The organism is Actinoplanes sp. NPDC089786 (assembly GCF_040684855.1).
In the GTDB taxonomy this organism is placed as follows: Bacteria; Actinomycetota; Actinomycetes; order Mycobacteriales; family Micromonosporaceae; genus Actinoplanes.
Genome location: NZ_JBFBGU010000001.1, coordinates 598311 through 609493, shown reverse-complemented (window position 1 = coordinate 609493; position 11183 = coordinate 598311). Strand labels below are relative to the sequence as shown.

General features: G+C 70.8%; 12 protein-coding genes. 6 read left to right on the top strand and 6 right to left on the bottom strand.

What is annotated here, in order from left to right; all coding sequences use genetic code 11:
- Window positions 1-822 (top strand): SAM-dependent methyltransferase (locus AB0O15_RS02890; RefSeq protein WP_364313176.1); only part of this gene is annotated, 822 nt, incomplete at its 5' end.
- Between the two features lie 14 nt (window positions 823-836).
- Window positions 837-1961: an NADH-quinone oxidoreductase subunit D gene (locus tag AB0O15_RS02885; protein WP_364316989.1), complete on the top strand. Its 1125-nt coding sequence runs from the start codon at window positions 837-839 to the stop codon at window positions 1959-1961.
- Here the strand turns inward: AB0O15_RS02885 and AB0O15_RS02880 are convergent, their stop codons facing one another.
- The 4 genes from AB0O15_RS02880 to AB0O15_RS02865 form a co-directional block, all read right to left on the bottom strand.
- Entirely contained in the window at window positions 1962-3995 is a 2034-nt protein-coding gene (locus tag AB0O15_RS02880; RefSeq protein ID WP_364313173.1) for a hypothetical protein, read from the bottom strand.
- Between the two features lie 139 nt (window positions 3996-4134).
- On the bottom strand, window positions 4135-5133 hold the full coding sequence (locus AB0O15_RS02875) for a glycine betaine ABC transporter substrate-binding protein (protein WP_364313170.1): 999 nt from the start codon (window positions 5131-5133) through the stop codon (window positions 4135-4137).
- Between the two features lie 146 nt (window positions 5134-5279).
- The gene (locus AB0O15_RS02870) at window positions 5280-5999 is read right to left on the bottom strand and encodes an ABC transporter permease (protein ID WP_364313168.1); all 720 of its coding nucleotides are present in this window, start codon (window positions 5997-5999) and stop codon (window positions 5280-5282) included.
- Entirely contained in the window at window positions 5996-6715 is a 720-nt protein-coding gene (locus AB0O15_RS02865) for an ABC transporter permease subunit (protein ID WP_364313165.1), read from the bottom strand. The genes AB0O15_RS02870 and AB0O15_RS02865 overlap by 4 nt, the downstream gene beginning before the upstream one ends.
- Window positions 6716-6717: 2 nt before the next feature.
- On the opposite strand from AB0O15_RS02865, the gene AB0O15_RS02860 reads away from it, so the two are divergent.
- From AB0O15_RS02860 to AB0O15_RS02845, 4 genes are all read left to right on the top strand, one after another.
- Complete coding sequence (locus AB0O15_RS02860) at window positions 6718-7716, top strand: ATP-binding cassette domain-containing protein (protein WP_364313163.1); 999 nt, start codon at window positions 6718-6720, stop codon at window positions 7714-7716.
- Window positions 7717-7788: 72 nt separating this feature from the next.
- Complete coding sequence (locus AB0O15_RS02855) at window positions 7789-8178, top strand: GntR family transcriptional regulator (protein ID WP_364313161.1); 390 nt, start codon at window positions 7789-7791, stop codon at window positions 8176-8178.
- On the top strand, window positions 8175-9062 hold the full coding sequence (locus tag AB0O15_RS02850) for an ABC transporter ATP-binding protein (RefSeq protein ID WP_364313158.1): 888 nt from the start codon (window positions 8175-8177) through the stop codon (window positions 9060-9062). The genes AB0O15_RS02855 and AB0O15_RS02850 overlap by 4 nt, the downstream gene beginning before the upstream one ends.
- Window positions 9059-10090, top strand: a complete 1032-nt coding sequence (locus AB0O15_RS02845) for an ABC transporter permease subunit (RefSeq protein ID WP_364313155.1) — start codon at window positions 9059-9061, stop codon at window positions 10088-10090. The genes AB0O15_RS02850 and AB0O15_RS02845 overlap by 4 nt, the downstream gene beginning before the upstream one ends.
- A gap of 258 nt (window positions 10091-10348) precedes the next feature.
- Here AB0O15_RS02845 and AB0O15_RS02840 read toward each other — a convergent pair whose 3' ends face one another.
- The gene (locus tag AB0O15_RS02840) at window positions 10349-10840 is read right to left on the bottom strand and encodes a hypothetical protein (RefSeq protein WP_364313152.1); all 492 of its coding nucleotides are present in this window, start codon (window positions 10838-10840) and stop codon (window positions 10349-10351) included.
- 53 nt (window positions 10841-10893) lie between these two features.
- Complete coding sequence (locus AB0O15_RS02835; RefSeq protein ID WP_364313150.1) at window positions 10894-11175, bottom strand: hypothetical protein; 282 nt, start codon at window positions 11173-11175, stop codon at window positions 10894-10896.
- Between the last annotated feature and the right edge of the window lie 8 nt (window positions 11176-11183).

Below are 11183 nucleotides of genomic sequence, written 5' to 3'. Positions count from 1 at the left end.
CAGGCCGAGCCGGCGCCACTGATCGAGCGGGTGCGCCTCGTGGGCGTCGAGAAGGCCGCCCGGCCGGACGGGCTCAATGCGCGGATCTCGTGGCGATCGACCCTCCCCGACCAGGTGACCGGGGCGATTCTGGCCACGGAATGGCTGGACAACGTGCCGCTCGATGTCGCCGAGATGGATGCCGCGGGGCGGTTGCGGCGGGTTCTCGTCGATGCCGGCACGGGTGAGGAGACGGCCGGGCCGGCGGTGGGCGCGGATGACCGGCTCTGGTGTGCGCGGTGGTGGCCCGATCCGCGCCCGGGCGAGCGGGTGGAGATCGGCTGGACGCGGGATGCGGCGTGGAGTGAGGCGGTCGGGGCGCTGCGGAAGGGTGTGGCGCTGGCCGTCGACTATGGGCACCGCAAGGGTGAGAGGCCGCGGCACGGGACGTTGACCGGTTTCCGGGGTGGGCGGCAGGTGGCGCCGGTGCCCGACGGGTCGTGCGATGTCACGGCGCATGTCGCCATGGACGCGGTGGCGATTGCGGGCGGGTGGCCGTACACGCTGATCACCCAGCGGGAGGCGCTCCGAGCGCTCGGGGTCGACGGCGCGCGACCACCGCTTGATCTTGCGAGCAGGGACCCGGCGGCCTACCTGCGGGCGCTGAGCGGGGCGGGGGCGGCGGCCGAGCTGACCGACCCGGACGGGCTGGGCGGGCACTGGTGGCTGCTCCAGTCGGTCGGGCTGGGCGAGAACGAACGAGGGCGACTGCCGCAGTCGGGTGGGCTCGGCGAAGGCGCGGTCGGTCTCCAGGAAAGCGCGCGTGGCACGATGCTCGGGTGAGTGATGTGCGGGAGATGACGGTCGGCACCGGCGCGGGGCTCGACACCGCCGACATGGTGCTGAACATCGGGCCGCAACACCCCTCCACGCATGGTGTGCTGCGCCTCAAGCTCACCCTGGACGGTGAGCGGGTGATCGAGTGCGAGCCGATCGTCGGCTACATGCACCGCGGCGCCGAGAAGCTGTTCGAGGTGCGCGACTACCGGCAGATCATCGTGCTGGCGAACCGGCACGACTGGCTGTCGGCGTTCTCCAACGAGCTGGGCGTGGTGCTGGCCGTCGAACGGCTGATGGGCATCGAGGTGCCGGAGCGCGCGGTCTGGCTGCGGATGGCGCTGGCCGAGCTGAACCGGGTGCTCAACCACCTGATGTTCCTGGGCTCGTACCCGCTGGAGATCGGCGCGATCACGCCGATGTTCTACGCGTTCCGCGAGCGGGAGACCATCCAGGCGGTGATGGAGGAGGTCTCCGGCGGGCGCATCCACTACATGTTCAACCGGGTCGGCGGCCTCAAGGAGGAGGTTCCGGCCGGCTGGACGCGGCGCGCGCGGGAGGCCATCGGGCAGGTCCGTCGCCGGATGCCCGACCTCGACCGCCTGATCCGCAAGAACGACATCTTTCTGGCGCGTACGGTCGGAGTCGGCGTTCTGACCGCCGAGCAGGCGGCGGCGTACGGTGCGTCCGGACCGGTCGCCCGGGCCAGCGGACTCGACCTCGACCTGCGGCGGGACGAGCCCTATCTGGCGTACGACCAGCTTGACGTGCCCGTGGTGACGCGGACCGCCGGCGACTGCCACTCGCGCTTCGAGGTGCTGCTCGACCAGGTGTACGCGTCGCTCGACCTCGCCGAGCAGTGCCTGGCCAAGGTGGACACGATCAGCGGCCCGGTCAACGTGCGGCTGCCCAAGGTGGTCAAGGCGCCCGAGGGTCACACGTACGCGTGGACCGAGAACCCGCTCGGCATCAACGGCTACTACCTGGTGTCACGGGGCGAGAAGACCCCGTGGCGCCTCAAGCTTCGCACCGCGTCGTACGCGAACGTGCAGGCCCTGGCCACGCTGATTCCCGGCTGCCTGGTGCCCGACCTGATCGCGATTCTGGGCTCGATGTTCTTCGTCGTCGGCGACATCGACAAGTAGTCACCAGTTCTTGCCGTGGCGCTCCTCGGCCTCGGTCCACCCCGGATAGCCCTCGTCGACGTTCCCGAAGTTCCCGGCCTCCCAGTAGTTCCCGTTGCCGTAGTAGCCGTCATCCTCGATCGCCACGGCGTTCGGGTCGGGCTTGGCCCTCTTACCGGTGTAGCCGAGGTCGACCGCGGTGACATCGGCGCGCCGCTTGCCGCCACTCTGATCGTCCGGCAGGGCGCCTGAGTCGTCGACACCGCGACTCGCGCCGTAGACGCCGCCCGCGCCTCCGCTTCCGTCCGACCCGTAGACCTCGCCGGCCTGGTAGGCGTCAGCCGCTTGGTAGGCGTCACCGGACTGATAGGCGTCGGCGGGCTGATAGCCGTCAGTGGCGGCGTAGTCGTCGCCGGCCTGATAGGCGTCGGCGGCCTGGTAGCCGTCACCGGATTGGTAGTCGGCGCCCGAACCGTAGACCTCCCCGGACCGCTCGCTGTCCCCGGACCGGTAGACCTCGCCCGGCTGGTAGCCGTCACCGGACTGGTAGGAGTCGCCCGAACCGTAGATCTCCCCGGGCCGGTCCACGCTTCCGGCCTGGTAGATGTCACCGGACTGATAGCCGTCACCCGAGCCGTAGACGTCTCCGGACCGCTCGGCCTCGCCCGACTGGTAACTCGCACCCGACCGGTAACCGTCGCCCGAGCCATAGATCTCCCCGGACCGCTCGGCGTCACCCGACCCGTAGATCTCGCCGGAGTGGAAGTCGTCGCCGGAGCCGTGGATCGCGTCGGCGGCCTCCACCGCGCCGTAGACCTCGCCGGCACGGCGGACGGCCGGCTGCGGCCGGGGCTGAGCCGGGCGCATGCCGGGACCGGTGACACGCCCGGGTGCGACGACGTGCCCGGACTGCGGCGGACGGCCCGGAATCGGGCGACCGCCGGGGTGGGGCGGGTTTGGGCCGGGCCTCGGACCGCGCGGGGCTCCATAGGTGCCGCCCTGCGACGGCACAGATTCGTCGGGCGGCGCCTGGAAGTCCGGTGCCATCGGCGGCGGCACCTGGGCCGCGCCCCGGCCACCGCGCTGACCGGGACCGGGCCGCTGACCGGGACCAGGACGCTGACCTGAGACGGACCGCTGACCTGGGACGGGCGGCTGGCCCGGGACGGCTGCGCCACCGGCCGACCGTCCACCGTGCACCGGCCGGACCTGCGACCCCGGCCGCCCGGCCGCACCGGACAGTCCCGGCACACCGGCCGGATCCGCCCCATCAGAAAAGTCGGAAAAGTCGCCCAGCGGATCGACCGGGCTTACCGCCGGAGCGTCCTGAGGCCACCCCGGCGACGAGGCCACCCGCGCAGCGCGGGCAACCGAGGCACCTCCGACCGCAGCACCGCCGACTACAGCACCGCCACGAGCAGCACCGCCGCTCACCACCACGCCGCTGCTGTTGGACGCCGCGCCATGGACCGCGCCGCCGGCGACCGCAGCGCCACCAACAACCGCACGACTATGAGCAACATCGCCATGACCAGCGCCACCGCGGACCGAGCCGCTGCCGTGTGCTGGGGCGCCATGTGCCGGCCCGCCGTGTGCCGGGGCGCCATGCGCCGGACCGACGCCGTGGGCGCTGCCCGGGTTGGGTGCCGGGCGTGCGCCGGTGCGCTGGCCGGGTTCGCGCGGCGGCGCCGCGCCCGGGTGTGGCGGCAGGGCCTGAGGCGGCAGGGCCCGGGGCGGCGCGGCCGGCATTGCTCGTACTCGGGCCGAGACCGTGGCGATCTCGGAGCGCATCTCCTCGCGGAGCGCGCCCACCTCTTCGGCCACCCGGTCTTCGACATGCATCTGCAGCAGCGCCGGGTCGTTGCGGACCAGTAGGGACGCGCCGACCAGGACCACGCACACCGCGACCAGCAGGACCGCGAACCGGATCGGCCCCTGGCTGTCGCCGAGCATCACGACCAGGGCCGCCACCGGGGCCAGGCTCACGCCGCCCCAGACGAGCGCACGCAGCAGTCGTGCGTTCTGCCCGTTTTCAGCAATCCGGTCGGATGACATGGACGCCGATGTTACTCACCCTCAACCGGGCACGAAACGGGCAGCGCCGGGCATCTTGGTGATCATGCCCAGCGCTGCCCGTTTCGCCTGCGGGTTCGGCGGTCAGGCCCGGTTCTCGCAGCCTGAGTGCACAGTCAGGTCAGCCGGCGGCCAGGGCGGCGTCCGAGCTGAAGACCAGGCCCACGCTGACCGTGCCCTGCTTGAGGCCGGTCTTGGTGAGCGGGCCGCCGGCGTCGAGTGAGGTGAACTTGCCGGCCTGGAAGTTGTAGGTGGAGACCAGGCCCGCCTGGCACTTGGGCCGCTGCGGGCACTCGGCCGGACCGCCGAGCACGGTGGCCGAGCCGGAGCACTTGGCGGCCAGGTCGGACAGCGACTTCACGCCGTTCTTGTCGGCGAACGCCTGGGTGACCGCGAACGCGTTCTGGTCCTGCGCGGTCGACGGCTTGCCGAAGACCAGGCCCGACTTCTGGCCCAGCTCGGTCAGCGCGGCCACCGTCTTGTCGAGGTCGGGCGAGGACGGGTCGGCCGCCTTCTCGCCGTTGACCTTGCCGTTCAGGAAGCCGGCCAGGGTCGCGGCGTACTCGGGGACGACGTCGATGTCGCCCTTCTCGAGCGCGGGCTCGTACAGTTCGCGGTTGCCGATCGTCTGGGTCTTGACCGTGTAACCGGCCGCGGTCGCGGCGATCGCGTAGAGCTCACCCAGCGTGGCGTTCTCGGCGAAGTCGGCCGAGCCGATGGTGAGGGCGCCACCCTTACCCTTGGTGATGCCCGCGGTGACGTTGTTGGCCGTCGCGAACTCTTGGGCCGCCGCCTTGGACGACTTGCGGTCGACGTCGACCGCCTTGTTGAGCTCGATCAGCTTCGGGGTGTCGAGCGCGGCCGAGACCTTGTCGAGCGCCGCGATCAGCTCGGGGCTGGACGACTTGGCGTTGATCGCCGGAAGCACGTTGTCGGTGTTCTGGAGCTTCTTGTCGTCGTCGAGCACGACGAGCTTGTCACCGGCCACCGGAGCACAGCCGGCGCCGGAGGCGCTCGCCGCCGGGGCCTCGGTGCCCGAGGAACCGGCGTCGCCACAGCCGGAGAGGATGAGGACGGCCGCCGTCAACGAGGTGGCCGTCAAGAGCAGGTGTCGACGCATTACTGCCGCCTTCTGTGTCCCGGCTCGGCCATGAGGCCGGGCCGCGTGTCCGACGGGCGAGTCGGTAGGGGCCGATGCCCGTATGAATCTTCCACTGCCCTTCCTACCTGCTCGGTATGACAAGTTCGCAGGTGGTGTGGCGACCGTTACCCAGCCGGTACCGCCGCCGCGGGCGACCGGCGCCGCCGGCGAACCCGCAGAGGCTTCGGGGTGACCGCTCGCTGAAGAATCGCCAGCAGACCCTCGACGACGAGCGCGAGGAGCGCGACCACGATGCCGCCGGCCACGATCTGGCCGCCGCCGCCCTGGCTCATGCCGAGGCCGAACCCGGCGCTGATGATCTGGCCCAGGCCGCCGCCGTTGACGAACGCGGCCAGCGCCGCCGTGGCCACCACCTGCACCGCGGCGGTGCGGAGACCGGCCGCCAGGTAGGGCACGCTGAGCGGCAGCTCGACCTGGCGCAGCAGCTGGCCGCCGGACAGGCCCATGCCTTTGGCCGCGTCCCGGGTCTCGGGGTCGATCTGCCGCAGGCCGGTGTACGCGTTGGCCAGCAGCGGCGGGATGGCGAAGACGGCGAGCGCGACCACCACCGGCGGCCGGCCGAAGCCGAGCGGGGTGAGCGGCAGAATGGTGAGCAGCGCCAGCGTGGGGATGGCCAGGGTGAGGTTGGCCACCGTGATCACCGCGCCACCGCCTTTGCCGCGGTGTCCGAGCCAGATGCCGATCGGCCAGCCGATCAGGCAGCCGAGCAGCACGGCGAGCGCGCTGATGGCCAGGTGTTCGCCCAGCCGTTCGAGCAGGCCGCCGGGGTTGGTCCAGTTCAGCGGGTCGTTCAGCCAGGTGATGCCCTGCTGGAAGTAGTTCATGAGGTCCTGCCCCGGGTCCACGGCGTGAGCAGCCGGCCGACGCCGGCCAGCACCAGGTCGAGCACCAGAGCCAGGGCGACGCAGAGGATCGCGCCGGTGAGGATCTGTGCCTTGTAGAAGTTGTTCCGGAAGCCGCCCAGGATGAGGTCGCCGAGCCCGCCCTGCCCGATCAGCGAACCGACCGTGACCAGGGCGACCGTGGACACCGTGGCCAGCCGGAGGCCGGTGATGATGCCGGGCAGGGCCAGCGGCAGCTCGATCCGGAACAGCCGGCCGACCCGCCCGTACCCCATGCCCGCGGCAGCGTCTCGGACCTCGTCGGAAACGCCGCTGAGCCCGGCCAGCGAGTTGCGGACCAGCACCAGCAGGGCGTAGAGGACGAGCGCGACCAGGACCGACGTCACGTTGGTGGTGCCCAGCGCCGGGGCGAGAAGCGCGAGCAGAGCCAGCGACGGAATCGTGTACAGGACGCCGGACAGTGCAAGAATCGGGCCGGTCAGCGGGCGTATCCAGTAGGCGACGACCGCGAGCGGCACGGCGACGACAAGCGCGATGAGCACCGTCTCGGCGGTGAGCCCGGCGTGGAAGACCAACTTGTCGAGGATGGCGTCGGCGTTGTCGTGGATGTATCGCCAGGAGAACCACGGATTTCCAGGCCCGTCTTCAGCGGGCGCGGCCAGCGGGGACGCCGCGAGACCCCACGACAGGAAGGACATACGTGGACGCTACCGCGATCACCGACTCCGGCGCAGGACGCACCGCGGCCTCGATCACGCTGGAGAACCTGGGGAAGGTCTATCCCGACGGGACCGTGGCGGTCGGCGACATCAGCCTCGACGTACCCGCGGGTGAGCTGGTCGTGCTGATCGGCCCGTCCGGTTCCGGCAAATCGACCGTGCTGCGGATGATCAATCGGCTGATCGAGCCGTCCAAGGGCCGCATCCTGATCGACGGCGAGGACATCACCGGTCAGGACGCGGTCGACCTGCGCCGCCGGATCGGCTACGTGATCCAGAACGTCGGCCTCTTCCCGCACCAGAGCATCCGGACCAACGTCGGCACCGTGCCGCGCCTGCTGGGCTGGCCCAAGAAGCGGGTCAACGAACGCGCCGACGAACTGCTCGACCTGGTCGGCCTCGACCCGGGTCGCTACGGCGGCCGCTACCCCAACGAGCTCTCCGGCGGCCAGCGCCAGCGCGTCGGGGTGGCCCGGGCGCTCGCCGCCGACCCGCTGGTGCTGCTGATGGACGAGCCGTTCTCGGCGGTGGACCCGATCGTGCGCGGCCGGTTGCAGGAGGAGTTCCTGCGGCTCCAGGCCGCGGTTCGCAAGACCATCGTGCTGGTCACCCACGACATCGATGAGGCGGTACGCCTGGGCGACCGGATCGCGGTGCTCGGTGAGGGTGGCCGGTTGCTGCAGTACGCCGCGCCGCCCGAGTTGCTGGGCTCGCCGTCCTCGGACACGGTCCGCGACTTCGTGGGCGCCGACCGGGGCATCCGGCGACTGACCGTGACGCCGCTGCGTACCGCTCTGCGACCGCTGGGCCGGGTGGAGGACCTCGAGCGGCTGCCGGCCGTGAGCGCCGACGGCACGCTCTACGACGCCCTGGCCGCGATGCTGACCGCCGACGCCCTGAACGTGCTGGCCGTCGAGAATGACAAACCGGTCGGCACGGTCTCCCGCTCGGCGATCTTCGAGGCGCCCAACGCCGGTTAGGCCGGGCCGGAGAGCCTCCATATTGAACTAGGGTGCTAGGGTCATAGCACGTTAGTTGAATGGAGGCTGTCCGTGATCGATTTTCATCTGGACGCCCGGTCCGGCGTAGCGCCGTACATGCAGCTCATCCACCAGGTCCGCCGGGCCATGCGGCTGGGGCTGCTCACCGAGGGCGACCAGTTGCCCACGGCGAAAGAGGTGGTCGGCAAGATCGCCATCAATCCCAACACGGTGCTCAAGGCCTATCGCGAGCTCGAGTACGAGGGCCTGGTCAAGCTGCGTACCGGGGTCGGCACGTTCATCGCCCGTACGCTCAGCGACGAGACCCTCGCCGCCCACGCCCCGCTGCGCATCGAGCTGGAGCGGTGGCTGGCTCAGGCGCGCGAGGCCGGGCTCAACGACGAGAGCATCGAGGCCCTGTTCGTCAGCGCGTTTCGCGCCCAGGCGGAGGCCCGATCATGACTGATGCGATCACCACCCGGGGCCTGACCAAGAAGTACGGCCGCAAGACCGCGCTGAACGACTGCACGCTGACCGTCCCGACCGGGCGGGTCGTCGGGCTGGTCGGTCCGAACGGGGCCGGCAAGTCGACCCTGCTCCAGCTGGCCTGCGGGCTGCTGCGGCCGACCGCCGGCACGATCGAGGTGCTGGACCGGCGGCCGGGCAGCCCGGAACACAGCGCCAAGGTCGGCTTCGTCGCGCAGGACACCCCGACGTACGCCCATCTCTCCATCGCCGAACACCTCCGCTTCGGCCGCGCGCTGAACCACAGCTGGGACGACGCCCTGGCCCACGAGCGCATCCGGCGGCTCGGCCTGGACCCGAAGCAGAAGGCCGGCAAGCTCTCCGGCGGTCAGCGGGCCCAGCTGGCGCTCACCCTGGCCATGGCCAAACGACCGGAGCTGCTGCTGCTCGACGAGCCGGTGGCCGCGCTCGACCCGCTGGCCCGGCGCGAGTTCCTGCAGGGCCTGATGGAACACACCGCCGAGCACGGCACGTCGCTGATCCTCTCCTCACACCTGGTCGCCGACCTGGAACGCACCTGCGACTACCTGATCGTGCTGGTCGACTCCCGGATCCGGGTGGCCGGCGACGTCGACGACCTGCTGGCCGAGCACCACCGGGTCACCGGCGCGAGGCGCGAGGCGGCCAGCCTGCCGGCCGGGCACGAGGTGATCTACCAGACCCACACCGGCAAGCAGAGCACGATGATCGTGCGGAGCTCGGCGCCGATCGACGATCCCTGGTGGACGGTCGAGCCGCTCGGCCTGGAGGACCTGGTGCTGGCGTACATGACGGAGGCCGCCGGGATCACCCCGGCCCCGGTTCTGGAGGGACAACGATGACCTGGTTGACGTGGCGGCAGTTGCGCACGCCGGTGGGCCTGGTGGCCGCGCTGGTCGGGGCGGTCGCGATCGCGCTCGTGGCGACCCGGCCCGCCCTGATGGACCTGTTCCGCGCCACCGGCATGGAGACCTGCGGCAGCAACTGCGAGGCTGAGGCCAAGGACTTCCTCCTCCGGTCCGAGGATCTCGCCGCCGCGCCGCTCTTCCTGGTCGGCATCGCGGTGCTCTATCTGGTCCCGGCGATCATCGGCATCTTCTGGGGCGCGCCGCTCATCGCCCGTGAGCTGGAGTCCGGCACCTATCGGCTGGTGTGGAGCCAGAGCATCACCCGGACCCGCTGGCTGGCGGTCAAGCTGCTGGCCGGGGCGGCCGCCGCGATGCTGACGGCGGGACTGCTCAGCCTCGTGGTGACCTGGTTCTCCAGCCCGTTCGACACGGTCCGGGACAACCGGCTGATCCCCGAGGTGTTCGGTGCCCGGGGCGTCGTGCCGATCGCCTACGCGGGGCTGGCCTTCGCTCTGGGCGTACTCATCGGAGTGGTCCTTCGCCGGACCGTGCCGGCCATGGCGCTGACGCTGGTCCTGCTCGCGGCCATCCAGGTGGTCATGCCGACCTTGGTACGGGGGCATCTGATCCCGCCGCTGCACGACAACGCGGCGCTCACCGCCCAGCCCAGCGGCGCCGGCGGGGACTCCTTCGAAGAGATGATCATGAGCATGGACGGCAGCATCTCGGTCGTCCCCAAACTAGCGAAACCGGGCGCCTGGGTGCTGTCGAACCGGGCCGTCACCGCCGACGGGTCCACCTTCCGCGGGCCGTTCGACCCGGCCTCCTGCGGACGTGAAGCGACCGGCGGCCCGGGCAAGTGTGAGAAGTGGGTGCTGTCGCAGAACCTGCGTCAGGACGCGGTCTATCAGCCGGCCAGCCGGTACTGGCCGCTGCAGTGGGTCGAGTCCGGGCTGATCCTGCTGGTCACGGCGCTCCTGTCACTTCTGACCTTCTGGTGGGTACGCCGCCGGCTGAGCTGAAGGTGGGAACGCCGCCGGCCGAGCTGAAGCCGGGAACGCCGCCGGCCGAACTGAAGGCGGGAACGCCGCCGGCTGGGTCCGGCGTCGGCTTAGCAGAGGGTGGGTCCGGCGTCGGCGGAGCTGAACGGCTTGCGCCGGGCGGTCCCGGAGGGGACCGCCCGGCCATGGGCGCGCCGCGGGGGACGGAGGGAACGGCGCGCCCGAGGAGTGGCCCTTTTGCTGTAGCAAATTTGCTTTCTTGCTATAGCAAACAGCGGGCTACCGTGTGCCTCGTCGACCGCCGAGCGTGGCCAGGCCGACCAGCCAGCCGACGAAGATGCCGTAGGTGGCGCCGGACGCGGCCGACTCGAACGCGCGGAGCAGCGTCGGGTTGGCCAGGAACAGCGTGGTCAGCAGCGCGGCGAAACCGCAGGAGAAGATGTACGCACTCCAGCCGGCGAAGAACTGGCTGATCGTGCCGCGGGCCCGGGCGAGCTGTGAACCGGGCAGCATGAAGAGGAAGAGCGCGGTCAGGACGACCACCAGGATCGCCCGGAGATCTTGCACGAGGATCTCGCGCAGCGAGTCACCGGAGTCGATGAACCACGCCGGCCAGCCGAGCAGCCGGAGAAACCAGCCGCCCGCCGTGGCGGGATCTGTGTTGTTCGCCGCCCAGTCCCGGTACCACGGGCTACCGAAGACCAGGACCAGTATCAGTGCGGCGGCGGTGCCCGCGCCGGGCGCGGACTTGTACTTGTTACCGAGAGCCATGCGCCGCCTATTTCCCAGGCGGCGTACAGCTTCAAACGACGACGCTGAATGTCCTATTTCTGCAGGTAGTCGATGAAGGCGGCGCGGAGCAGCGGCTCCTGCTCGCCGTAACCGTGGCCGGTCAGCTCACGCCACAGCGCGACCGCCTCGTCGATCGTCGGGCCGACCGAGTTGGGCGCGCCGTCCAGCGAGGAGGCCTCGTCGGAGTCGGGCAGATGCTTGAAGACGGACCAGAAGAAGCCCAGGTCGCGGTGTTCTCGCGCCTTGGCGAAGGCGCGCTCGCGCAACTCCTCTGTCTCCAGGGCGTCCAGCTCGGCAAAGCTCGCAGAGGTCATGAGCAGAG

Bases quoted from the DNA above. Each gene is read 5' to 3' on its own strand.
- AB0O15_RS02885 (WP_364316989.1), top strand. From the start codon at position 837: ATGACGGTCGGCACCGGCGCGGGGCTCGACACCGCCGACATGGTGCTG.
- AB0O15_RS02880 (WP_364313173.1), bottom strand. From the start codon at position 3,995: ATGTCATCCGACCGGATTGCTGAAAACGGGCAGAACGCACGACTGCTG.
- AB0O15_RS02875 (WP_364313170.1), bottom strand. From the start codon at position 5,133: ATGCGTCGACACCTGCTCTTGACGGCCACCTCGTTGACGGCGGCCGTC.
- AB0O15_RS02870 (WP_364313168.1), bottom strand. From the start codon at position 5,999: ATGAACTACTTCCAGCAGGGCATCACCTGGCTGAACGACCCGCTGAAC.
- AB0O15_RS02865 (WP_364313165.1), bottom strand. From the start codon at position 6,715: ATGTCCTTCCTGTCGTGGGGTCTCGCGGCGTCCCCGCTGGCCGCGCCC.
- AB0O15_RS02850 (WP_364313158.1), top strand. From the start codon at position 8,175: ATGACTGATGCGATCACCACCCGGGGCCTGACCAAGAAGTACGGCCGC.
- AB0O15_RS02845 (WP_364313155.1), top strand. From the start codon at position 9,059: ATGACCTGGTTGACGTGGCGGCAGTTGCGCACGCCGGTGGGCCTGGTG.
- AB0O15_RS02840 (WP_364313152.1), bottom strand. From the start codon at position 10,840: ATGGCTCTCGGTAACAAGTACAAGTCCGCGCCCGGCGCGGGCACCGCC.
- AB0O15_RS02835 (WP_364313150.1), bottom strand. From the start codon at position 11,175: ATGACCTCTGCGAGCTTTGCCGAGCTGGACGCCCTGGAGACAGAGGAG.